Consider the following 22,579-nt stretch of genomic DNA (forward strand, 5'->3'; position numbering starts at 1 on the left):
TTCTAGCCGACGTGCGGCTGAAGTTCTTGTGCGGTAATGCAATCGGGGCACAGGCCCCAGTAGATGACCTCGGCCTCGTCAATCGTGAAACCGTGGTCGTCTGCCGCGGTGAGACAGGGAGCCTCCCCCACCGCGCACTCGACGTCGGCGATGACGCCGCATGAGCGGCACACGACGTGGTGGTGGTTGTCGCCGACCCTGGACTCGTAACGAGCCACCGAACCCGTCGGCTGGATGCGGCGCAACAGGCCGGCGGCGGTCAACGCGTTGAGCGAGTCGTAGACGGTCTGATGCGAGACATCGGCGAGTTCGGCGCGCACGGCCCGGATCACCGTATCGGTATCGGCGTGCGGATGCCGATGAACGGCACCGAGCACCGCGATGCGCGGGCGCGTCACTCGAAGCGATGCGCCCCGCAGCATCTGCTGGAAGTCCTGCGCGGTCGCCACACGACGAGTCTGGTCCCTTTTCTGGAATTAGTCAAGATAAGGTTTCGGGGGGCGACCTCAGTTGGGATCGGCCGCGGTGGTCGCGATGTCGTCGCCGAACCACTTCTTCTTGATGAGGTTGTAGGTGCCGTCCTCACGCATCTGGAACAGGATCTGGTTGACCGGCTTGCGTAACGGGCTGTCCAATCCCATCACGAAACCCTGATCCTCGTCGTGGAATACGGGACCTGCCATCACCGCGACACCCTCGCCGCGGTGGGCCACGTAATAGCGCAGTGTCGGCGCGTCGAAGACGACCGCGTCGTAACCCTCCTCGCGCAACAGGTGATACGACTCCTCGATGGTGTCGGTGAGGGTGGCCTCGATACCCAGGTCGCGCAGGTATTCCGCGGCGGTGGTGCCGCCGACGGTGGCAACGGACTTGTCGTACAGATCGGCGGGTCCGGCGATCTTGGCGTCCAGTTTGGCGACGGTGAGGCTGGCACTGAGGTTCGCCGAGTAGAACGAGACGAAGACGATCCCGGCGAAACCCCACAGGATCGCCAGCGCCTGCGTGACGGTGCGCGTCGCCGTGGTCGCGTTCTTGCCGACCAGCGATCCGATACCCCAGCCGAACGCCTGGAAGATGCCCGGCAGGTAGGCGCGCGCGATCACCGGTTCGGGACTGCGACGCTCGATCAGCCAATAGATGTGCGCCGGTACGACGCTGACGACGATGGCGGCACTGAGCCAGATCAGCATGGTCCGCGACAGCAGCAGGTCCAGGTATCCCCCGAGGCCCGGTATCGACGGCCGGGTGTCGTGTACCGGAACGATGATCTGCAGGCCCGCATCCAGCGTGGGATGGGAGAAGTCGAACGAGCGCTCGCGATCGGCGGTCAGCGAGATGCCGCCGACCGCGACATCGGCCTGCCCGGACGCGACCGCCGACAGCTGACCACCGACGCTGCCGACATCCATGTACTCGGTGGACCAGCCGAGACGTTTGGCGATGTCGTTCCACAACTCGATGCTGAATCCGGTCAGGTCCCCGTTGCCGGTGCGCATCACGAACGGCTCGAGCGTGTGCACCGCGACGGTGGTCGATCGCGGCTCGGGTTCCTGATCCGGGATCGGCTCGGCGGCGGTGGGCGCGGCAGCAAACAGCGCCGCGCCGGCCAGCACCAACAGCCATGCGGCCAGACGTGGGATCCGGCTCCGCGCGGGTGGCGATGTCGGTTGGTCTGGTGCGCTCGGCATCGGTGGTCTCGCAGTCCGGGCCGACGGGCCCCTCGTCATCATCTCGTCACGGGCGCCAGCGCAGAATCTGGCAACGGGCTGAACCGGAGCCCAGCGCCGTTCGACCATACCCCGGCCGCCACGGGGTGCCCGTGCGCCGACCAGGGTCCCACTAGGGTGTGCGGCATGGCTCTTCGACATGTCGCGCGGATTCTCGTATTGCTTTTCTCGACAATCGCATTGGCCATACCCGCGGCGGCACAGGCGGTCGCACCGAACTGGTCGGGATTGGATGCCCGCTTCTATGCAGGACCGATCCCCGCCGCAGGCAACCTCATCGAGACCGTCGAGCTGGCCCCCGAGCTGTCGCTGACCGGTGCGGGGGCCGCGTACCGGATTCTGTACTCCACCACCGATCAGCACGGCGCTCCCGCCGTGAGCACCGCTGCGGTATTCGTCCCGCACGCACCCGCACCGGCCGGCGGCTACCCGGTGATCGCGTGGGCGCACGGCACCGTCGGGCTCGGCGACGACTGCACCCCCTCGGCGCTGCCGCGCACCCCGCGCGACAACGAGTACCTGTCGCACTGGCTGGACCAGGGTTATGTCGTGGTGGCCAGCGACTACGCCGGACTCGGGACACCCGGGCTGATGAGCTACCTCAACAGCGTGACCACCGCGCACGGCGTCATCGACTCGGTCATCGCCGCCCACAAGATGCCGCTGTCGCTTTCGCCCAAATGGGCGATCGTCGGACAGTCCCAGGGTGGCGGCGCGGCGGTGGCGAGCGCCCGATGGGCCACCGAGTTCAGTGCCGGCAGCGGGCTGGACTACCGCGGCGTCGTCGCCACCGGGACGCCGGCCAACATCCAGAAGTTCGTGGCCCAGGCCGGCCCGGAACTGCAGCTGCCCGAACTCGGCCCGGTCGCCAACGCGTACACGGCCTACATCCTCGCCGCCCTGCGGGAGGCACGCCCCGACCTGGACGTCAACAGCGTGCTGTCACCGGCCGGTCTCCAGGCGGCCGACCGGGCGGAGACGGTGTGCGTGCACCCGCTGACCGATGAACTGGCCCACCTGAGCCCGGCGGCCATGTTCACCAAGCCGCTGCTGAGCATCCCGGGCATCGAGGACGCGCTCAACGCGTTCATGGGCACCCCGGTCACCGGTTATGACCGGCCGATCTTCCTCGGCGTGGGCCTGCTGGATCGTGATGTGCCGCCTGCCTCGACGCTGGCGTTCTATGACCAGCTGGTGGCCAACAACCAGAACGTCGAGTTGAAGGTGTATCCCGAGGAGGACCACAGCGGAACGGTGCTGGCCTCGCTGGCGGACTCGACGCCCTTCCTGCGCAACGCCTTCGGGCTCTGAGTCCGATCAGGTACCGCGACGCTCGATGAGTACGGCGAATCCGTCCAGAATTCGGGCGAGCCCGAAGTCGTAGGCGTGTGTGGCGTCATAGGCGCTGTGGTGGGTCTGCCCGGCCACCGCGCCGACCCGGACGGCAAGCGGGTAGCGCTCGGCGTCGAGGACGCTCTCCAGCAGCGGGCCGACCCGCTGCCACCACTGATCATCGGATTCACCACTGTCCTCGGCCGCGGCGCGCGACTCGCTCGCGATCCGGGATACCGAGTCGACGAAACCGAGCACGTGGGTCAGGGCCGCGTCCATCTCCAGATCCGTCAGCCCGAGGCCGTCGAAGGCGCTCAATTCGTGTTCGTACTTGGCCATCATCCCCGGGCCGAGCGGCGGCCGGGTGGTGGGCAGACCGACGACCCATCCGTGGCGGGCCAGCATCGCCCGGTTCTCGTCGGCGATGGCTGAAACCTTGTCTCGCCAGGACATTCCCGTGAGCTCGGTGCGCGGCATCTGTCGGTAGACGGCGTCGAGCATCAGGTCCAGCAACTCGGCCTTGCCCGGCACATAGGTATAGATGGCCATCGGCGCCGCGCCCAGCGCGGCGGCCACCGCGCGGATCGTCAACTGGGCCAGACCCTGCTCGTCGGCGATGCCGATGGCGGCCTCCACCACCTGATCGACGGTCATGCGCTGGCGGGGACCACGCATCGGCTTACCGGAGGGCCTGCGCCACAGCAGCTCGAGGGTGCGCACCGGATCTCCCGCGCTGGAGCGCTCCTTGTTGCTGGGCAATTGCCGATCCACCTTTCGCTGCTCGGTCGATCGTAGACGGCGTCGGGAAAACTCCGTACTCTGTACGGCGTACATTGTACGGAGTTAGCAAATCGAGGAGAGCCCATGACCACACCCAGCACCGACCCCGCACCCACCGGATACACCCCGAGCCCCGCCGACGTCGCCGGCGTCCTTGCCTGGTTCGAGCATTTCGATGAGCTTGCGGTCGCCAAAGATGTCGAGGCAATGGCCGACCAGGCGATGTTCCCCCTCAATGAGGTCAGCGACGGGAGGGCCGAATCCTATGACCGCGCCCGCTACATCGCGCAGATGACGTCCGAGCTCGGTGGTTCAGAACAGGTCGACATGGTGTCGGTACGCACGCCGACCTTCCTGAACGAGAATCTGGTCTTCGTCGTCACCGATGCCACCATCACGATGGGTGATAGCAGCCAGCAGGTGCGCTACGGCGACCTGCTGGTGAAATGCGCGGGTACCTGGAAGTTCCAGACGATGGTGCAGGGCGGCTGGTCCGACTTCTGAACTCACGGGCGCCGCGCAACCGCTTGCGTGGCCCCCGGCGGCAATCCGTCCGTTGCCCGGCATTTCCCAACGCGTGCGTCATCCGGTAGGAACGTGCACAATCGGGATGCCGGAATGGGGACTTGGCGGGGGCGAGGTGGTGGTGCCGGTATTGAATACGGTGCTGCGCCGCCGCATCCTGCTCATCTATCTGACGGTCTGCCTGATCTTCTACGCGCTGGCGATCCTGAGCTCGCTCGGGCGTACCGACGCGTGGGGCGAATGGATCGCGACATCGCTGGTTGCCGTCGGACTACTGGCCGCGGCGCCCCGGCCGGCCACCGGGTGGCGCTATCGGGTGGCGTTGTTCTGTGCGTGCGCCGCGCCGCCGATCGCCCTCATCAGTCACAGCGAGTTGGCCGCCCAGGTCTGGGCACTGATCCCGCTGATCCTCATCGCCGTGTTCGTCAGGAGCTGGCACCGCACTCGGACGGCCCGGCTGGTCACGGCCGCGCTCGGTCTCGGCGCGGATGTGGGGCTGCTGATCGCCCCCGCCCCGGTCCCGCCGCTGTGGTTGCTGATGTTCCCCGTCTGCATCATGGGCATCGCCGAGGTGATCGGGCTGCTGCACTCGGCCCTGCTCGATTTCGGACACCGTGATCCGCTGACCACCGTCTGGAACCGGGCAGGCCTGAATCGCGCACTCGACGACCTGCTACCCCGCGCTCGGCGACGCAAGGACACGCTGGCTGTCATCGTGTTGGACATCGACGACTTCAAGTCGGTGAACGACCGCGACGGCCACGCCGCCGGTGACGCAGTACTGACCGAACTCACCGGGCGCTGGACCACCCAGGTGCCCGACGGTGCGCTCGTGACCAGACTCGGCGGCGACGAATTCGTCGTCGTGCTCACCGGTTACGACGAATCCCGGGCGCGGGTGCTCGCCGACACGCTCAGCGGCGACGGGCCGATTCGAGTGAGCAACGGGGTCGCCGTGGGAGCCACCTACGACACCGTCGCGTTCGCCGAACTGCTGGCCGCCGCGGACCGCGACCTGTACTTGGCCAAGGACAACAAACCCCGGCCGCCGGCCGATGAGGCTCCCGCGCTGTGATGACCTTCAGCTGAACACGCAGTGTTCAAGGGGATTTCAACTGTCATCTCTCGCCGGTGACGCTCACCCGACCTATCGTCGGTGGCGTGCCGTCGACGGATGAGCGTTCCGAATCACCGCCCGAGGCCGAACAATCCGCCGAGCGACCACGGCTGCGCACCGGTGACGTGCGGCGCGCCGCTCAGCGGTGCCCGTGCGGGCTGGAGCTGTCCCTGACCGGGGTCTGCGTCAACTGCGACTGAGCGGCTAGGCCAGGGCTCTGCGGTGGATCAGGGCATCGGCAACGAGCGCCACCCCCGCGACGACGAACAGGATGCGCACCCCGATGGGGCCGTACCGGGTCAGTGTTCGTACCAGTGCACGTTGCATGCGGTCGGACCGCCGACTCCTGCTGGTGGACAGCGCCAGAACCAGGATGCACGGCAACAGCGCCAGCGCGCAGTAGGCCAACACCAACACCGGCCAGGCCGGTGGCAACGGTTGGCGAGTGGCGATCATCGCCAGCCCGGCCAGATACGGCACGGCCGTGGGTGCCTGGCCGAGACCCACTGCCACACCGACGAATCCGAGTATCCACGGCCGCTGCTTGAGCGCCGCGAATGCCCAGCCAGGGGCGGTGGACTGGGCCACCAGCGGGAAGAACGCCAGCACTATCAGGCCCAGCCCGATGAGCAACTCACCCCAGTACCGGACGCCGGGTGTGATCTCGAACTCGGTCAGCTCGGTGAGCAGGTCCACGCCCAGCACGAAGAAGATCCCGAAGGTGGAGGTGACCGCGAAGACTCCGGCGATGAAGCTCAAACCGCCGGGCAGGGCGGATTGGCGATTCAACCGGCTGCCGTACACCACCGCAGAGACCACGCCGACGTTCAAGACGCTGAGGGAGTCCAGAAACGCCAGCCCGAGCAGCGCCAGCACGAGACCCGTCACGGAGTCGACCCTACTTGCGCGCGGCGGTACTCAATCGGTGCCGGGTTGGCTCACGGCGTGAGCGCCTGGGCCGCGGCCGCATCCTGGTCGGTGTAGCGGGTGGCGGCCACGGAGAGGTTGTCGCCGTAGGACTGCACGGACTCGGCAAGGGCGGCGGTGTCCGTGGCGACGGCGGTCCCGGCCGCGTGGCAGGCGGCACCCGTCTGCAACTGCGGGACCGCGGATGCGGCGCCGGTGAGCGGTGCATCGGCACCAAGAGCGCCCAGTTGCACACCGCTCTGGCGGAAGACCGTGCCGGCGGTTGTCAGTGACGCGGGGTCGACGACCAGATTCTCTGTCATATCGAAACCCCTTCGGCGGTGTGCATCGTTCTTCATGTTACGGCGGGTGCGCGCACCGTTCCGACGGCAATTTCGGCTACCAGAGATGCCCCGGTCGCCAATCACAGACCAGCGATGCGCGCGGATCCGGTAGCGGGCGATCTCCGATGCCGAAGAGGTAGATCAGGTCGGCGCTGTCGAAGGTGTCGACCACACTTGCCGATCCGATGGCTTGGGTGTGGCCGGTCCAGAGCTGCCAACCGCGGGACGCGTAGAACGGCGCGGCTGTGGCGACCGCGTTGAGCGCGCCGAGCCGGTGATGGACGCGGATGATGTCCTCGACGCGGTCCATGATGATCCGACCCAGCCCGCGGCCCTGCTGATCGCCGCGCACGGCGACGCCCTCGACGTAACCGGTGTCGAACGCCACACCGTCGTGATGCAAGGTCCGCGGCACGACGGCGGCGAAGCCCACCATGGACTGATCGTCGTCGGTGAGGACAACGTGCCGGCCGGGGACGGCGTGCATCCAATCATGTGATCGAAACGACGAGCCGAATGCGCTGCGCACCAACGCTTCGGCCTTGTTGAGCTGAGCACCGCTGAGTTCCCCGGGCTCGGCGATCACGACCTCGACCATGCCGCCAGCCTGGCACACCTGGCGTTGGCTAGCATCGATAGCGTGTCCGGCACCGCAGACGCCCGTCGCGTTTCTGTGCAGTGGATTCCGTCGGCTGTCATTGCCGTCGGTCTGGGTATCTACCTGGCCGCTGCCGTCGCCGTATACCTCGGCGCCGCGGGCCAGATCCGGTTTACGGCAGACAGTTCGGCGACCATCCCGATGTGGCACCCGTGGCTTGCTGCTGCGGTCGGTATCGTACTGACGCTTGTCGCACTACCGCGCCGGACCGCATTTGTGACGCCCACGACCCGTGACCGTGTCGACGCGGTGGTGCTCACACTGCTCGCCGTCATTTTCCCCGCGCTGCTTGTCCTTTCGGGTCCGACCGAGCCGAACTACACCGTGCTCAAGGTGGGTCTGCTGGTGATCTGTCCGCTGTTGCTGTTCGCGGTCGGGCGCCGCCGGGAACCTGCTTCGACTTTCATCGACGAGCCACCCGGCCACCGTTGGCGCCCCTTGGTCCCCGTGCTCGGTTGGGCGGCAACCCATCTGGTGATATCGACGCACGGGCCATCCCAACGCATCGACGTCGACTGGGTGACACTGGTCGTCGGACTGGTGCTCGGCTTTCTCATCAACGCGGTGGTGGAGGAGTTCTTCTACCGCAGGTGGTTGCAGACCCGCTGGGCCCGGTTGCTCGGCGGTACCTGGCCGGCGATCATCGTGTCCTCGTTGCTGTGGGCGTCCTGGCATATCGCGATTCAGGGCAGCGGTGACCTCGGCATGGATCTGGCGAACACGATCGTCAATCAGGGGGTCACCGGGCTGTTCCTCGGCCTGCTGTGGGCGCGCGGGCGGGCGATGTGGCCGCTACTCGTCACGCACGGGTTGATGAACGCCAACCCGGTGGTGCTGTTCGGGTGATCGGAGCGTCGGGCATACCCAGTGCCTCCCTCTCTCACCTCGCGGTTCTGGCACCTAATGTGGTCTCCGGAGCACATCTTCAGTGCGGGTCCTGCTCGTGTACTGACCTTTGCGTCGTGGAGAGGGTGCACCCGAAGCTGCGATGATTCTGGCCGTCCGCTTCGGATGCGCCTCGGTGATCCTCGTGCAGTAGCTCAGCCACAGTTGAACCGTCCTGTGAGACCAGGACGCCGAATGCTGGAGGCATTCTGGATGCGGCGGCACTGTGCTGAATCCCGGAGGTTTACATGACCAGCGAACTCAAGGCGTGCGGCAGCGGTGTTTCGACTCAGATTCTGTCTTGGGGGTTTCGTCCGAGCTGGTCGGTTGCTACCGGCCGTCGTAGGCGGGCGGTCAACCGGTACACATACCAGGAGACCGCACCGATTATCGGCAAGCACCACACGACGGCCCACCACGCGGCATTGCGGCCTGAGCCCACTCGGGCGATACCGGCAGTGGCGCACGCGGCTAAAACAAACCACAACACCACTGCGGGAATGCCAACTAGCCAAAGCGTCAGCCCGTCATTGAAACCTTGGCAAGCCGGCGATGAGGGCAGACCCGCGCATTCACTGACTCCCGACTCAAGCGGAACTGGTGCCCACTGCATGCATCCATCCTGACACTAGGTAGCGGCTGACGACCTGACCCATTCCATCCCCGCCGGGCGGTACCGATGGGAGGGTAGTCCACCGGCGGATACGGGCAGGCAGCCCTTAACAGCCGAAGGACCGTCCAAATCGCGGCTGTCAGGGCAGGGCTCTCCCCTGAATGGTTTGCGAGGTACCAGAGCCGGTGATCAAGAAGTCGCGGGCGTAGCCAGCAGCTTGGCGTATGCCGCGGGAAATGCCGTTACTGCTCCGGCACTACGTCGTCGCTGCACCACCCGACTTCACCACATAGACAACAGGATTCATTTCAGTTCCAATTGGCTCGCTACGATCGGTTCCGCGCTGGCTCAGCGCCAGCTTCAGGAGTTCCCCGCCGGCCTGCGACAACGTGATGTCGGCGGAGTCCGCATACGTGTAGACGGCTTCGGCGAGTGCCGGCGGCAGGCTGAACTCGACTCGCACCCGTGACAGGCGCCCGTTCCGCGGCTTGCCCATCGCAACTCCCATCGAGGGTCCCGGAGATTTGTCGAGAGATTCCCGGACGTAGATTAACCGACCCATCACGCTAAACATGTTGCTGTTGGGTCCTTCTCGCAGTAGTTGGCGTGAAAGTTCACCGTATGTGGTGAACTTCGAAAGCCAGGCGCCGTGGCGACGAAGATGGTCCCTGATCAGGCTATGATTCCATCATATGTACGCGCTCTGTGCGCATACCCGTTGTTGGACAACATATTTCGACCTTCTGAAAGCAAGCAATGCCTCAGGGTTGATCGAACTCGCGACCGCCGCTAGTTCCTGCCTACGGCCTCGACAGTGCAAATCAAAACATCCAGCTACATCTAGGAGAACCCCTCGCAAACAACATTTTACGCGCGTGTCGCCGACGCTGACGCATCGACAGCGGCGAGAGCCAGGACGGGACACACAGGTGCGTTCGTCGCCAGATCTGACGATTCCATTCAATCATCAACCAAGGCAACGAAATCTGGTTCACCGGCGATACGCCTGACGGTAGCCCGCTGCATGTCGGTCAGCATGTCCTCGGTGTAGCCATCGATCGCCAGAGCCCACCACACCGTTCTCACGTTCGGACATCGAGGACAACATCGGGGCCCGACGACACCGAACTGGCCCATACGCGGCGGAAGTCCCACCCGAGATCGAACGCTTCGGCCGGGGTCAGGATCTCCTCCACCCCGCACACTTCGCAGATATGCCGCCACTGTCGTTCGGTGTCCGTCATACGCGCCAGTCTCGCCTGCAGGAGTGACAAGTGTGCGAGACGGACGAGGACCACCTCGGCACCGCACCCCAAGGGGTCGACCAGGCGGCGCCCACCGCCAGACGGCTATCCGCCGTGCTGGTCTCAAGCCGGCCGCGGCGCGCGCCGGGATTAGTGAGAATGCCGCCGCCCGGGGCCACGGTGATTGGCGACCTCGTCCACTACCAACGAGCGCGGCCAGATCACCCCGGTTACGACCGCGAGCTCACCGGAATGGCTGCACCTGTCCGGCGCGCCCGGCGCGACCTACTCACCGATCAAATCAGCGCGCACCTGCCGTCGGACTGGAGTAACCGCCCCTGGGCCAACTAGGGCCCATGGTGGCCGGGTGGTGTATCGGACCTGTAATGAGCGCTCCGATCAGGTCGACCGCACCGCACCGATGGCCCCACCACATCGGTGCGGCCGCTCCGACGGCGCCCACCGCTCAACGCAGGCTATAGAGACGCCCGTGCACCTCACGCTCAGCATATGAAACGTTTCGCAATAAACTCTTGATTAGCGCGAAAGCTTGCTGCATCATTGTTGCAAGCTATCAACTAGATGGGGCGTATTGGTGAGTACTGCAGACGTTGGCGCAAACGCCCTCGGGCGTCGAATTGCTCAGTTGCGTGAGAAGTCAGGCCTGAAGCAGTCCGAGTTGGCACGACGGGTTACTTGGAGTCCGGCCGTGTTGTCGAGAGTCGAGGCGGGGGAACGCGAACTCGCGGATGGCGAACTTGCCGACGTCCTGTCCGCAATCGGGACACCGGAGTCCGCGGCACTGGCTGGAATCGTCACGAGGCAGTGGAAGCACCTCCCGGCCCCGCCGCTTGACCACGCGGACCACCAACTTCTGTGGGATGCCGAACAGGTGATGGAGGAACTCGACGCGCAGGCTTCCGACGAAGAAATCCGGCCGGCCTTCCTAAAGCGGATAAATGAATACCAGGCCGACATCCGACGGACCGCTCAACGAATTCGCCGACGACAGCACAACGTTGCATTTCTCGGTGCGATCGGCATCGGCAAGTCCACCGCCATCTGCAAGGCGACGGGGCTCGAAGTTGACACGGGAGACGGGCAGTCGGCTCCGGTGCTCGAAACGGGCGGCGGCGGCGTCACCGTCTGCGAGGTGAGTCTCAAAGCCGGCCCCGAGTACGGGGTTATCGTCACGCCGCGGACGACAGAGGAAATCCGCGCTGATGTCGCCGACTTTGCCGACCAGTTGCGGCGCGGCATGGATGAGTCAGAGGCCGGTGCTGGCGATGGTGACACTCTGCACTCTGTTCCTCGGGAGATCGAGCGGGCTATCAGGAACATGAGCGGACTAAGGGTTCGCCGACGAAAAGACGATAACGGCAAGCCTATTCGTACGGACCCTGCGAAGGATCTCGCGGCACAGCTGCCTTCGTCGCGTGATTTAGTCGTCGAGATTCTGTCTTTGATGGAGTTGCCGCGTCGTGACCGCCGGGAGATTTGGTTCGAACCCACGTCATCCAAGCGACCGCTGGAGTGGCTGAGAGAAACTTTCGAGCAGATCAACAACGGGCGTCACGCTGAGTTCTCGCTTCCTCGGCGTGTCGACCTCATCGTTCCGGAGCTGATGGATGCCGGCGAGCTCACCATCGATATCGTCGACACCCGGGGAATAGATCAGCTGATTGCACGGGCCGATCTGGAGGAGCACCTGCTCGACAGCCACACGGTGTCAGTTTTGTGCTCAGGCTTCAACGACGCCCCCGAGCAGTCGGTCCAACATCTCCTCGAGCGAGCGCGCGCGATCGGAAATCCGCAAGTCGACTCACATGCGGGAGTTCTCATTCTGGCGCGCCCTAGCGAAGCGCTTGCAGTAAAAGACGAAGCCGGCATTCGCGCCGAATCTGACGAGGAGGGATACGAACTCAAGGGGGAACAGGTGCGAACCGCCCTATCGCCATACGACATGGAAGAACTTCCCATCGAGTTCTTTAACTCCTTTTCGGATGATCCACAGCGGCTGAAGTCGTTCGTCTTTGAGCGGGTGGAGAGCACGCGTGACGGCTTCCGCCGCGACCTTCGGGCCGTCATAGCCAGCGCGAACGAACTACTGGCGAACGTTGATATGCAGCAGGTCATCGAGGTTCAACGTGAGGCAAGCCGACAGGTCGAGACTTGGCTCCGGAACCACGTCGATCCTCCTCCGGTTACCGGTCACGTACATGACTTGCTGATGGCAGAAATTCGCCAGGCGCACGCAAGCACGCTCAACGCAGCTATCAAGCGCGAAGGCGAATGGTACTCGCTGAGCTACTCGCATCAACTCGGCTTCGGCGCTCGGCGTGTGGCAGTTGCCTCGCTCCGCGATTGGAGGACGGAGTTCAAAGGGATCTGCAGCAACTTGCTCAGCACTCATCCCGAGGCATCCGAACTTCTCACCCAAGCGCTTCGCCTTATGGATCAATCCTATGACGAACTCCTCAAGAAGATGCAGGTGGCGGGGGGCGCCCTATACACCGTGGAACTTCAGCGAGCACAGGTGCTTTGGGCGCAACTGAGCGGCGAGTGGGGTCTGGGGGCCGGCTACCGCGACCGAGTCGCACGGCGGCAGAATTCATGGTTCGGCGAGGACAATCAGGCAAAAGTCGAACAAGACATCCTTGGTGTGCTCGATCGCGAATGGCAGACCGTATGCGAACGTGTGTCAGCGATCTTCGATGCCGAGTAGACGCAGCGGCGCAGGGCAGCCATTGCTTGAACCACCATGCGTCGCGGCGCACGCGGGACCCAATCAGACTGTCAATCAGATCGGCGGTGTCGTATCCGTTGTCAGCCTGCGTCTGGTGCTGCGATGACTTGGAAGTGGAGACATTGGGAGGCCTTGCTGTCCAGGAAGCGCCATTGATCCGGACCCACTTCTCGCAGCGCGTTCTCACGCCGTCGAAGGTGACGGCGTGGCTGGACTGCCCGCACTATCTGACCTTGCGCGGCCGGGTGGACGACGGGATCATGGTGCGGCCGGAGTCGGTGTTCGGATCCTTCGCAGACTTGTTGTGTACCAAGGATTTACCAGCCCGAGCGGCAGTGCCTGGACGACTACGCCCTGCAGGGCAAGAAGATCGTGCAGATGCCTGACAAGGCGACCGGCGAGTCCTTCGAGGCATATGTCCGGCGGTCCGGCAACCCGTTCGACGGGGACTGCGACGTCGCTGTCTACCAGATGCCATACCTGCACCACAGTATTCGGGGTGTCGCCGACTTCGTGGTCCAGGTTCCGAAACCCGTCACCGGCGCGACGTCGGCATTGCCGTCACCTACGCCGCTACTCTGGGTATCGGTTGAGGCGGTCACGGGCTAAGTCAGAAGGAGGCGGGGACGTGGCGTCCGAAACGCCTCCGACATCACGCGAGTGGCGGACATGGCCCGACATAGCCGAATTGTTCGATGGGCCCGAGGATTCCTGCTGGAGCGTGGACCAAGACCGAGTCGGGCACGACGTCCGCGATCCATGTAGCGACCATCGAAGCGGCACTTAGCTAATTGTGGTGAGTGACGCGAAGATGGTGTCACGGCCGTTGGTCAGTCCGTTGCGTTGACGTCGGCCATTCCAGCGCACGTGGGCCCAAGACCCCGGGGGAAGCACCGTGAAATGCCCACCGGATCGCGTCGGCCAAACTGTGGACGAACTCCCTGTGCGAGTGCGCTGTCGTGCTGGCGCTTGATCCAGGCGGGATGCTTGGCGAAAAGCAAGTAAGGCGAGCGCGACTGCCGACCGCGCGGCGCACGGAATGGCCACGGAGAGACCCGCGCCGAGGGGTAGAAGAATGACAGAACACGTTTGGCGCCGACACCGAGCGCGATGCGGCTTGCAGGGCTGGAGGCCCGGGTCCGCGATGTGCGCTACCCGAACCGACCTCATGGCATACCCGCTTGCCGCAGTGGGCGAGGCGTGTCACAGCCGGGGAATACCCTCGCTGGCTGTGACGACCGACCCGAGGGAGCGCCTTCTGCGGATGGCGGTCTTGATGTGGAGTAACGCCGACCGAGCCGCTCGGGCGTGGCGGATCGGCGAGTGGGCGCTGCTCCACCAGGTCCGTGCCGATGGCAGCAGCAAGCCCCTGGATTCGTCCCGTTTTGTTCCGGACAGGGGAAGCAGCCTCGACCTCGATGACAGACCCTGCTTACCCGAGCTTGGCGCGAACTTCGTCAGCTCGACGGCGCGGTTTCCTGTGATGAACGCGGCCGAGTGTCTTGTTGGGGCATCGTTGGAGCAGAAGCGCACGAGCACACTGTCGACCGGGATCCTGTGCCGCAGCGCCATCGAGAGCGCCGCCAAGACTATCTGGCTTCTCGCCGACCCCAACCGCGCCGTCCGGCGCGCTCGCTCACTGGGCTACACCGAGCGCGAGATCGGCTACCAGAAGAAGTACATCGCCGTCGAGACGCGCTTTCTCGAGGTGCGCACTGACGAGCGCCGCGACGCCGCGCGCCAGAGTTTCGCCGAGACAGAGCAGCAATTTCGTGAGCGGTTGAACTTCCTGACGTCGCTACCGAAGGCAGCCCGACAGCGGCCGCCCTCAGACTATGAGTTCTTTGTCCGTTGGGCCGGGGAGTGGATCGACCAGAATCCTCCCCCGCACATCACTGATGCCGACGGATTGCCGCACGGGATGTCGATCGGGGCCGAGCGCTTCTACACCGTCGGTTCGAGCTTCGTACACGGATACAAATGGATGACCGCCTATCTTGGCACCGAAGAGAACGTCCTCACCCAACTCGCTGAGAGTCTTGCCGCGGCGGTCATCATGACCGAGTGCGCGGTGGCGCTATACGAGGCCCAGGCGACGCACCCCGCCCGAGCCCGAGTGCGCCGCAAGAACTACCCCGACCATCTGGACCCGACGGTGTCGCTGTGGGCAGACCGATACGGCCTACCTGCACCAGCAATGGGGGAACCCATTCCGATGATCACTCTACAGCAGGCGGAGGCCGGTCATGAGACAGTCTGAGCCGCAACGGATCACGGGTTGGTTCTACCTCCCCGAGGATCCCAGCAACCGTGTGCCGGGAGTGCTGACCTGGGAACCGGACGACGGTGCAACCCTGGAGCTGATCGGCGGTTTCTCTCCGGGACCCAAGATCCGCCGGAATCCGACCGGCGGACGGGTCGCTACTAACTTCGTGGGCGACGTGCGGCCGGGGACCGTCTACGGTGAAACAGTTGCTGGAAAACACATTTCTGTCTGGGACGCTCAGCGGGGCAGTCACACCGCAGGCTTTGACGGCGCAGTGCGTGAAGAGTTCTGGCATTCCTCGTGGATGTGCGTCGGGGCGCACATCATCAGCCCGCAGGAACCGGCATTGGTCAAAGCCACCATCACCATCGATGAGCTTTACTACCTCACCGACGACGGTAGGTTCTGCGCACCGCAGTGGGCCACAATCGAAGGACTGGAACTTGAAAATCCGGGTGAAAAGCAGCCCGACGGCACACTGTTGACCCCGTACATTCTCCCTGTCGTCGGCGGTTACCGAGCTGAGTACGCGCGAGCTGACACCTCAGACGCGTCGTATGCGATCGCAACCACCGCGACGCGACCATGGATAAGTCCAGCGACAGAGGCCATGCCGGGCCTGAAGCTCGACATGATGACGACCAACCTCCGCAGCGGCCCACAGGTTCTTCTACAGGTCAGTGCTCACGCCTGTATTGAGCTGCCGGACAAAGTACCTGGGTCGGTGGCCGACTTCGCGGATCGGAAGCCAGCCGTCGACGACCTCGTTCAACTGGCCACATTCGAGTCCTGCGGTACCTCAAAGATCTCTCTTCAGACCGCCAGCGATGACAGTATCTCCCTGCTGATGCATACCGGCCGAACTGCTCGTCCCGATGATCCGCACAAGCCGACGGCCATCGTGTTCACCCTCGCCGATGTCACACTCGAGGCATACCTTCAGACGCGGCAACGCTTCACCGACAGTCTCCAGTCAAGCTATGCATGGAGCGTCGTCGTGGGCCTCTGCGGACATTCATCACGCATCGTCGAGGAATACGTGAGCCAGGCGTTGGCCGCAGCCGAGGGCTTCCACCGCTGGTGCCTCGGCGGCGGAAGCAACGTCACGTTGAACACCCGACTGCAGGCACTGCACGACAGGCTCGCCCCTGAGGTTCAGGCGGCACTCGGCCTCGACGTCGCTCATTGGGCAAGTTGGGCGGTGTGGGCACGCAACCACGTTGCACATGGCGGAACCCATGCGTGGCGCCCGCACAGTGACAGCTTTCAACTTCATCCGGTCGCCGAGTCGGTTCACCTCGTAACCTATCTGGTTGCCCTGGAGGAACTCGGTGTTCCCGAGGCCAAGGTGCTCGACGCTCTGCTCAACCACCCACGACTGAGCGCACTCGTGGAGCGATGCTCGCAGATCAACGATCTCGGCGACGCCACTTGATCGGCACAAAGGTCGTCGTGATCGACTTCGTCACGACTTATCGATGCTGCAACCGCTGGCACGAGTAGTTCATGACCCGGAACCCCAGCGGTCGGGCCTTCCTCGGGTTCCAAGCTTAACTCTCCGCGTCTTGTTGGCTTCGGCTTACATTGAGCCCTTCTAGTTCACTGACGGACAGGTCCAAGGCTCGCAGAATCGCGAGCACGGTGAAGATCCCTGGTTCCGCCGTTGTCCCGCGTTCTATCTTGCGGAGCGCTGGCAAGGACAAGCTGCTACGCCTGGCTAGTTCCTCCTGCGACAGCCGCCGTTCACTTCGGACGCGCTTTATCAGTTGGCGAAGCGTCTCACTCGCCATAGCCCACTCGTCCGAGCTCAGCTTTTGGCGCGACACGGACCTTATAGTAACGCTCTATTAAGAGCGCTACTATAAGGTCACACCGTAGATTGCTAATGCACAGCTGCTGGCTATCGAGGAGGATGGACTAATGCTCGGCAGAGTGTCACCGGCGAGTTGTACAACTATCGTCATGGAACGACGAACCATGACTTCAGCTGCGTTCTACCCTGAATTCAGGAGTACCAGGCGCATCATCAGTAACATGGGTCACGTGATCAGCACGCCTGTCCGACTGGTTGAGATGTGACAAGCAACGTCCTGTCTGAGCCTTTTGCCACACCCATCGACTCGTCGCGCTATCCAGAGCTAGCTCGACGACGCAAGGTTACGAACGACAAATGGATTGCCCTGGGCGTTGCGGCCGAACTCGTCTGGCCGAAGCTTCAGCACGCGGACCGCGACACACTTCATATCTCGGACCGAGCCTGTATATATGTAACCGGATCTGTGGCCAGAGGCGAAGCCGCTTCGGTCAGTGATCTCGATCTGTTCATAATCGATCACTTGCCTACCTCCGTCGATGGCGACCAAATACACGACGCGCTAAACGCAATTGAAAAGGCTCGTCTCATTTCGGCTCTTGATGAACTGAGAATTAGCTGTAACTTTAGGCCCTTCTCCCGCGGTGGCGAATTTATCCGCGTCCACTCATTTCAACAGATGCTCGAAGAGATCGGCGCACCGAGTGATGACTTCTCTAATTCATTCACAGCTCGCTTACTTCTGTTAATGAATAGCCGCCCCCTGCTAAACGTCGAAGCTTACAATCTCGCGCGTAATGAGGTTCTCACATCGTACTGGGATCGCGCCAACCCAGAAGACCATTTCCTACCCATAATGCTTACTAATGACATCCGACGATGGTGGGGTGTTTTGTGCTTGAATTTCGAACACCTTAATAGGCGGCTTAAGGAGCAAGGATATGCTTCCACTCCGAAGCGACGTCTGGACAACCTGAAGCTCCGATATTCAAAGCTCTTGGGCGTGTACTCAACCCTCCTCGATCTGGTCGATCGCTCTGGAGCCGACGGGCTAAACCGAGCAGATGCGCTGGAAGTGTTCACCTCTTTGCCGATCGACCGCATCTTTAGTGTTTCTAGCCGTCATGCCGACGATCCAGACATTCCAAACTTGGCGCACCAAGTGCTCGAAGGCTACGACCAGTACTTGGCATTCGTCGCTAAACCGGAAGACGAACTTTTGACCTCCTTATCGAACGAAGAGTCTTGGACCGCTCAACAAAATGCGGCCTTCAAGTTTCATGAAACATTCGTACAGCTTTTCGCGGCGACGGGGAGAACCAGTTCACCTCTCTACGAATATTGCATCGTCTAGCGCTTTTACACCACTAGTAAGGAGATTCATATGACCGAAGCAGAAATGGATGCCAACATCCAAGCTCTTAAAGAATTGGCTGGCCGCCTCGCCAAGATGGCGGCGGAAGTGCAGGAGCGTCGAGATACAGTCCAAGCATATGGTGACACCTACTCAGCGGCATATAACATGGTTATCCGCTCCATCAAAGATGCCGAAGTGACCGCCGAAGCGATGGCCGATGTATCTCGTACACGCCGGACTCACTCAGCTGATGGCAGACTAGCCAGCGCATAGCGATGTGAAAGTTACCTTCTTAGGCTCGAAACGCCTTGTGCTGCAGTGCGACGTCATCAGCAAGGAGGTCATTGCCGATGAACTGCGTGATGCCTCGCTATCATTTGAGGATCTCCACCTAACAGTTTTCCATATAGGTAAATCACGCGAGCTATACGCCGAGGTAGCCGCCATTTCAGGGGTTTCCCTTGATGCCTATGAAGCGCGAATGGTCACTTATTTGCGGCAATGCACGCAACGTAGTCGACTGACGTACCAGGGCGAAATAATCTCTGCTGATCTATTGGAGAGCGATGGCCACACATTCTCCGTATTACGGATAGCTCCGGAAGCAACCCTGTTAGAGTTGCGAGATTGGTGTCGTCACTCATTTCTGCATTTATTGAAGCGCAATGGAATACCCGATCCTGAACACTTCATGCAATCTTCCTCAGTAGTGCAACAGCACTCGCCAGCATGGCTGCCGCACGTGACGCTCGCGGCGAAGAGCACAGACCGCACATTGGGGGCGGCGCTTGTTCGGCGACAACTCGTCTTCGGCCCACTGCACGTACGCCGGTCAGGCTGACGGTGGGCCATTCACGCGGCACCGCCCCATGGCGCCGCGTTGTCCCGCACGGCATTTAGAATGGCCACGATGTTGGCGACATCGGCCTCTTCGAACATATCGTCCGGCCCGGTCGGCGCGTGGTCGATGTACGGCGACTCGTAGAGCCGCACGGGTTCCATGAACCCGTTGGCTGTCAGCTCGGTGACAATGAGGTTTACAAAGCGGATCTGGTCCGCATTGAATCGAGCGCCATCTAGGTATGCCCCGAAGGCTTCGGCGGCGGCTTCGCGGTCCAGCCCGACCAGCGACCGTACGAACAATCCCAGGCCGTGCGACTGCTCCTTGGCCAGATCGATGTCGGCTCGCTCGCCGGTGCCGCTCTCGATAAGCATCTGCTCCAGCGAAGCGAGGTCATCGGCGGTCAAGGGCTTGTTGCGTCGTAGCCGTTGCAGCGCAACGTGATCCTGGTGCTGCCTGAGATACGCGCGGGCCTTGGCCTGGAAACGCTCCCAGTTGGTGCCGGGCGTGATCCCTGGGAGATCAACGAGGGTGGCTTCGCTGAGTTCGTCGGCGAAGTCGGTATAGACCTGATTCCGTTTCACCTTCTCCAGGAATCGGAGCAGCCCGCGTAACTTGCGCCGTACGGATTCGAGCATCGGCAGGCTGACGTCGACCCACCACTCATCCCCACCGACCTCTTCGAGAAGCACCTGCTGTGCCTTTACCGACGGGATTGCTGTCTGGCTGAGCAGGCCAGTCGCGATGTTCTGGATCTGCTCGCGTAGCCGTTCGGCCGCGACAGCATCGCCTTCGAGTTGGGCCAATTGCCGGCGCAAGACGAGCATGTCGAAGCGCTTGGCGTCCTCGTCGTCGTCCTTATGGGCTGATGGCAGCCCGGCGAGGTGTTCGGCAACGTCGCCGGCAACCTCGGGCGTCAGCGATATCCAGGCCGGCCATTGCGAGTACTGCTCAACCAGCCTGCGGTGGGGTCGCACCAGGAAGTTGTCCAGGTTCATTCCCGCGACCGCCCGATGGAGCGACCACGCGACATCGACCCGCAATCCTCGTTCGGTCTCGGTGCCCTGCCCCTCTTCGGGTTCCGGCTGCGAGGGCGGCCAGGCGTGGTCGATGGCGGTGATCAGCCCGAGGCGCGTCTCGAACAACCGCTGATTCAATGACTTCTGAAATGAGCCTTCGGATCCGGGCAGGTCCTGGCTGAAGAACTCGAGGTTGCCGCAGAAGTCGAAAACGTAGAAGTTTTGCTTGTCCTTGCCGGGGCCGAAGAGATCGGGGCGTAGGCGGGTACCGCGGCCGATCATCTGCCAGAACTTGGTCTTGGACCGAACGAGCTTGAAGAAGACAAGGTTGACGACTTCGGGAACGTCGATGCCGGTGTCGAGCATGTCGACCGAGATGGCGATGTGTGGCGCCTTGTCGGTGACGGAAAAGTCGTCGATCAGCGACTGCGCATAGGCCGTGCTGTGGGTGATGACGCGGGCAAATGTTCCGGCGTATTGCGGATATTGGATGTCGAAGCGTCGTGCGATGAACTCGGCGTGGGCCTGGTTCTTGGCGAAGATGATGGTCTTGCCGAGCCGGTCACCCTCGGCGACGCGGTGGCCCTTGCTCATCAGTTCGGCGAGCACCTTGTCGACGGTGTCCTCGTTGAACAGGAACCGGTTGATCTCCTCGGAGCTCACCTCGTCGGGTGGATCCTCGTCGCCCCAGTCCAGGGCGTCCCAGTCGTCCTTCTCCTCTTCGGAGAGGTCTGCATAGCGGATACCTTGGCGCAGAAACTTGGTGCCGACGGAGATCCCGACCGCGGGTACCAGGAAGCCTTCTTTGACCGCGTCGTCGAGGCTGTACGCGTCAGTGGGCACACCGTCTTCCAGGTGGAACAGCCGGTAGGTGTTGTGGTCGACTTCGTCCTTGGGCGTGGCGGTCAGGCCGACGAGGAGTGAGTCGAACCAGTCGAAGATGGCCCGGTACTTCTGGTAAACGGAGCGGTGGGCTTCGTCGATGACGACGAGGTCGAAGTAACCGGGTCCGAATCTCCTGATGCCAGAGTCGGTGTCGTTGATGAGATTCATCATCGTCGGGTAGGTGCACACGTACACCCGGCCGTCGGTGATCTTCTCGGTCACCAGATTCACGGTGGTCGCGTCGGGGAGATGCGCCTTGAACGCGTTGGCAGCTTGCGTGACCAGGGCTGTGCGGTCGGCGAGGAACAGGACCCGTTTGACCCAGTTGGCCTCCATCAACTGCTTCACCAGCGCGATGACGGTGCGGGTCTTCCCCGATCCGGTGGCCATCACCAATAGCGCTTCGCGTTCCTTGGCGGTGAACGCGTCGTCGATCGCGCGGATCGCGCGGTGTTGATAGTGCCGCTCTACGATGACCGAGTCGATCGGCATGTCGGACAACGGTTTACAGGTGTCGCGGCGCTGGATTAGAAGCTCCAGCTCGTCCCTGGCGTAGAAACCCTGGATCTCCCGCGGCGGGTAGCCGCCGGCATCGTCCCAGATCCAGTGCTCGAATCCGTTGGTGTAGAAGATGACCGGCCGACGCCCGGTCATCTTCTCCAGGCAGTCCGCGTACAGCTTGGCTTGCTGCTGGCCGACCTGCGGGCTCTTGGTGGTGCGCTTGGCCTCCACGATCGCCAGCGGAAGACCATCGCTGCCCCACAGCACATAGTCGACGAAGCCCTTACCGTCGCCGCTGGGCATACCGACGACGGGGTACTCGCGGTCCTTGGTTTCTGTCAGGGGCCAGCCTGCCTCGGCGAGCATGACGTCGATGAACCGATCGCGGGTGTCGGCTTCGTTGTAGTTGCGGTCGTCGGTCTGGTGGTTGGTGGCCTGCGCCAGTTTGACCGCTTCGCGCAACGCTGCAATCTCGGCATCCTTCTTCGCGGCCAGTTCGTCCTTCTCCGCCAACGCCTTGGCATGGGCCGCATCCTGAGCGGCGAACTTCGCGGCGAGCTGAGCGACTTCCTGCCGCGTCAGCGGCGCGGCTCTGGCCGCAATCTTCGGGTTGAAGGCGGCGTTCATTGGGACTGCCTGCGGCTGAGTCGAGTACCGGAAGGCCGCCCACAGCATCACGTGGTGTAGTTCGTGAAGCGCATCCAATGCAGCCCGCTGCGGAATGGGCTGCGCATCGTGGACAGCGGTGTTGCCGAGCTTGCGGATCAGGTTCAGCTTCGTTGCGATCCCGATGCCGACCTTCGACTTGAACTTCGGGTCGTTGATCTTGGCGGCCAGGTCATTCTTGTACGGAAGCGGTAGCGCAAGAACGTCATACAGGTAGTCGACAAGGTGCTCGACAGTCCGGCGGCTGTAGAAGCATGCCGAGCGCGGGTCACCGGTGGCATAACTCTCCGCCCGTGAGCAGTCGGCGTGCATCTCCGGCCAACCGATGGCCTGCAGGAAGACGAAGTTAGACAT

General features: G+C 62.9%; 21 protein-coding genes. 11 read left to right on the plus strand and 10 right to left on the minus strand.

The window, feature by feature from the left end; genetic code table 11:
- Positions 1-2 precede the first annotated feature (2 nt).
- Both FBY28_RS13795 and FBY28_RS13800 read right to left on the minus strand, forming a co-directional pair.
- On the minus strand, positions 3-422 hold the full coding sequence (locus FBY28_RS13795; protein ID WP_216848091.1) for a Fur family transcriptional regulator: 420 nt from the start codon (positions 420-422) through the stop codon (positions 3-5).
- 84 nt (positions 423-506) lie between these two features.
- Entirely contained in the window at positions 507-1,688 is a 1,182-nt protein-coding gene (locus FBY28_RS13800; protein WP_216847678.1) for a transporter substrate-binding domain-containing protein, read from the minus strand.
- A gap of 165 nt (positions 1,689-1,853) precedes the next feature.
- Between FBY28_RS13800 and FBY28_RS13805 the strand changes: the two genes are divergently transcribed.
- A complete protein-coding gene (locus FBY28_RS13805) occupies positions 1,854-3,038 on the plus strand; it encodes an alpha/beta hydrolase family protein (RefSeq protein WP_141867629.1) in 1,185 nt (394 codons plus the stop codon).
- A 6-nt stretch (positions 3,039-3,044) separates the two neighbouring features.
- Here the strand turns inward: FBY28_RS13805 and FBY28_RS13810 are convergent, their stop codons facing one another.
- Positions 3,045-3,830: a TetR/AcrR family transcriptional regulator gene (locus FBY28_RS13810; RefSeq protein WP_141867631.1), complete on the minus strand. Its 786-nt coding sequence runs from the start codon at positions 3,828-3,830 to the stop codon at positions 3,045-3,047.
- A 93-nt stretch (positions 3,831-3,923) separates the two neighbouring features.
- Between FBY28_RS13810 and FBY28_RS13815 the strand changes: the two genes are divergently transcribed.
- The 3 genes from FBY28_RS13815 to FBY28_RS25770 all read left to right on the plus strand — a co-directional run bounded on the left by FBY28_RS13815 (position 3,924) and on the right by FBY28_RS25770 (position 5,681).
- Entirely contained in the window at positions 3,924-4,343 is a 420-nt protein-coding gene (locus FBY28_RS13815) for a nuclear transport factor 2 family protein (RefSeq protein ID WP_141867633.1), read from the plus strand.
- A gap of 142 nt (positions 4,344-4,485) precedes the next feature.
- Entirely contained in the window at positions 4,486-5,439 is a 954-nt protein-coding gene (locus tag FBY28_RS13820) for a GGDEF domain-containing protein (protein ID WP_216847680.1), read from the plus strand.
- A gap of 86 nt (positions 5,440-5,525) precedes the next feature.
- Positions 5,526-5,681 (plus strand): hypothetical protein, encoded by a 156-nt coding sequence (locus tag FBY28_RS25770; protein WP_160145482.1) that lies wholly within the window; start codon positions 5,526-5,528, stop codon positions 5,679-5,681.
- Between the two features lie 4 nt (positions 5,682-5,685).
- Here the strand turns inward: FBY28_RS25770 and FBY28_RS13825 are convergent, their stop codons facing one another.
- The 3 genes from FBY28_RS13825 to FBY28_RS13835 form a co-directional block, all read right to left on the minus strand.
- Positions 5,686-6,369, minus strand: coding sequence for a GAP family protein (locus tag FBY28_RS13825; protein WP_141867635.1), 684 nt, complete (start codon positions 6,367-6,369; stop codon positions 5,686-5,688).
- 50 nt (positions 6,370-6,419) lie between these two features.
- Positions 6,420-6,710, minus strand: coding sequence for a type VII secretion target (locus tag FBY28_RS13830; protein WP_160145483.1), 291 nt, complete (start codon positions 6,708-6,710; stop codon positions 6,420-6,422).
- Positions 6,711-6,786: 76 nt separating this feature from the next.
- Complete coding sequence (locus FBY28_RS13835; RefSeq protein ID WP_141867640.1) at positions 6,787-7,329, minus strand: GNAT family N-acetyltransferase; 543 nt, start codon at positions 7,327-7,329, stop codon at positions 6,787-6,789.
- Between the two features lie 42 nt (positions 7,330-7,371).
- On the opposite strand from FBY28_RS13835, the gene FBY28_RS13840 reads away from it, so the two are divergent.
- A complete protein-coding gene (locus FBY28_RS13840; protein ID WP_141867642.1) occupies positions 7,372-8,235 on the plus strand; it encodes a CPBP family intramembrane glutamic endopeptidase in 864 nt (287 codons plus the stop codon).
- A gap of 908 nt (positions 8,236-9,143) precedes the next feature.
- Here FBY28_RS13840 and FBY28_RS13845 read toward each other — a convergent pair.
- Together FBY28_RS13845 and FBY28_RS26040 are read right to left on the minus strand one after the other, a co-directional pair.
- Positions 9,144-9,383 carry a hypothetical protein gene (locus tag FBY28_RS13845; RefSeq protein WP_141867644.1) on the minus strand — a complete coding sequence of 80 codons (240 nt, stop codon included), beginning with the start codon at positions 9,381-9,383 and terminating at the stop codon, positions 9,144-9,146.
- Between the two features lie 586 nt (positions 9,384-9,969).
- Complete coding sequence (locus tag FBY28_RS26040; protein ID WP_216847681.1) at positions 9,970-10,131, minus strand: hypothetical protein; 162 nt, start codon at positions 10,129-10,131, stop codon at positions 9,970-9,972.
- A 595-nt stretch (positions 10,132-10,726) separates the two neighbouring features.
- Here FBY28_RS26040 and FBY28_RS13855 point away from each other — a divergent pair.
- The 3 genes from FBY28_RS13855 to FBY28_RS13875 all read left to right on the plus strand — a co-directional run bounded on the left by FBY28_RS13855 (position 10,727) and on the right by FBY28_RS13875 (position 16,578).
- The gene (locus tag FBY28_RS13855; protein WP_160145484.1) at positions 10,727-12,856 is read left to right on the plus strand and encodes a helix-turn-helix domain-containing protein; all 2,130 of its coding nucleotides are present in this window, start codon (positions 10,727-10,729) and stop codon (positions 12,854-12,856) included.
- A gap of 1,252 nt (positions 12,857-14,108) precedes the next feature.
- On the plus strand, positions 14,109-15,137 hold the full coding sequence (locus FBY28_RS13870) for a hypothetical protein (protein ID WP_141867655.1): 1,029 nt from the start codon (positions 14,109-14,111) through the stop codon (positions 15,135-15,137).
- Entirely contained in the window at positions 15,124-16,578 is a 1,455-nt protein-coding gene (locus FBY28_RS13875) for an ApeA N-terminal domain 1-containing protein (protein WP_141867657.1), read from the plus strand. Before FBY28_RS13870 ends, FBY28_RS13875 begins: the two co-directional genes overlap by 14 nt.
- A gap of 115 nt (positions 16,579-16,693) precedes the next feature.
- Here the strand turns inward: FBY28_RS13875 and FBY28_RS26410 are convergent, their stop codons facing one another.
- A complete protein-coding gene (locus FBY28_RS26410) occupies positions 16,694-16,933 on the minus strand; it encodes a helix-turn-helix domain-containing protein (protein WP_141867659.1) in 240 nt (79 codons plus the stop codon).
- A gap of 285 nt (positions 16,934-17,218) precedes the next feature.
- Between FBY28_RS26410 and FBY28_RS13885 the strand changes: the two genes are divergently transcribed.
- Genes FBY28_RS13885 through FBY28_RS13895 form a run of 3 tightly spaced genes read left to right on the plus strand, consistent with a single transcriptional unit; the run spans position 17,219 to position 19,154 of the window.
- The gene (locus FBY28_RS13885) at positions 17,219-18,310 is read left to right on the plus strand and encodes a nucleotidyltransferase domain-containing protein (protein ID WP_141867661.1); all 1,092 of its coding nucleotides are present in this window, start codon (positions 17,219-17,221) and stop codon (positions 18,308-18,310) included.
- A 30-nt stretch (positions 18,311-18,340) separates the two neighbouring features.
- Positions 18,341-18,586, plus strand: a complete 246-nt coding sequence (locus tag FBY28_RS13890) for a hypothetical protein (protein WP_141867663.1) — start codon at positions 18,341-18,343, stop codon at positions 18,584-18,586.
- Positions 18,587-18,590: 4 nt separating this feature from the next.
- A complete protein-coding gene (locus FBY28_RS13895; RefSeq protein ID WP_141867664.1) occupies positions 18,591-19,154 on the plus strand; it encodes a hypothetical protein in 564 nt (187 codons plus the stop codon).
- Between the two features lie 11 nt (positions 19,155-19,165).
- Here FBY28_RS13895 and FBY28_RS13900 read toward each other — a convergent pair whose 3' ends face one another.
- Complete coding sequence (locus FBY28_RS13900; protein ID WP_141867666.1) at positions 19,166-22,579, minus strand: DEAD/DEAH box helicase family protein; 3,414 nt, start codon at positions 22,577-22,579, stop codon at positions 19,166-19,168.

This window comes from Arthrobacter sp. SLBN-53 (assembly GCF_006715585.1).
Classification (GTDB): Bacteria; Actinomycetota; Actinomycetes; order Mycobacteriales; family Mycobacteriaceae; genus Mycobacterium; species Mycobacterium neoaurum_A.

What these genes read in the sequence shown, in the direction of transcription:
- FBY28_RS26040 (WP_216847681.1), bottom strand. Translation starts at nt 10,131, where the DNA reads ATGACGGACACCGAACGACAGTGGCGGCATATCTGCGAAGTGTGCGGG.
- FBY28_RS13835 (WP_141867640.1), bottom strand. Translation starts at nt 7,329, where the DNA reads ATGGTCGAGGTCGTGATCGCCGAGCCCGGGGAACTCAGCGGTGCTCAG.
- FBY28_RS13815 (WP_141867633.1), top strand. Translation starts at nt 3,924, where the DNA reads ATGACCACACCCAGCACCGACCCCGCACCCACCGGATACACCCCGAGC.
- FBY28_RS13805 (WP_141867629.1), top strand. Translation starts at nt 1,854, where the DNA reads ATGGCTCTTCGACATGTCGCGCGGATTCTCGTATTGCTTTTCTCGACA.
- FBY28_RS13875 (WP_141867657.1), top strand. Translation starts at nt 15,124, where the DNA reads ATGAGACAGTCTGAGCCGCAACGGATCACGGGTTGGTTCTACCTCCCC.
- FBY28_RS13900 (WP_141867666.1), bottom strand. Translation starts at nt 22,579, where the DNA reads ATGTCTAACTTCGTCTTCCTGCAGGCCATCGGTTGGCCGGAGATGCAC.
- FBY28_RS13830 (WP_160145483.1), bottom strand. Translation starts at nt 6,710, where the DNA reads ATGACAGAGAATCTGGTCGTCGACCCCGCGTCACTGACAACCGCCGGC.
- FBY28_RS13890 (WP_141867663.1), top strand. Translation starts at nt 18,341, where the DNA reads ATGACCGAAGCAGAAATGGATGCCAACATCCAAGCTCTTAAAGAATTG.
- FBY28_RS13800 (WP_216847678.1), bottom strand. Translation starts at nt 1,688, where the DNA reads ATGCCGAGCGCACCAGACCAACCGACATCGCCACCCGCGCGGAGCCGG.
- FBY28_RS26410 (WP_141867659.1), bottom strand. Translation starts at nt 16,933, where the DNA reads ATGGCGAGTGAGACGCTTCGCCAACTGATAAAGCGCGTCCGAAGTGAA.
- FBY28_RS13795 (WP_216848091.1), bottom strand. Translation starts at nt 422, where the DNA reads ATGCTGCGGGGCGCATCGCTTCGAGTGACGCGCCCGCGCATCGCGGTG.
- FBY28_RS13845 (WP_141867644.1), bottom strand. Translation starts at nt 9,383, where the DNA reads ATGGGCAAGCCGCGGAACGGGCGCCTGTCACGGGTGCGAGTCGAGTTC.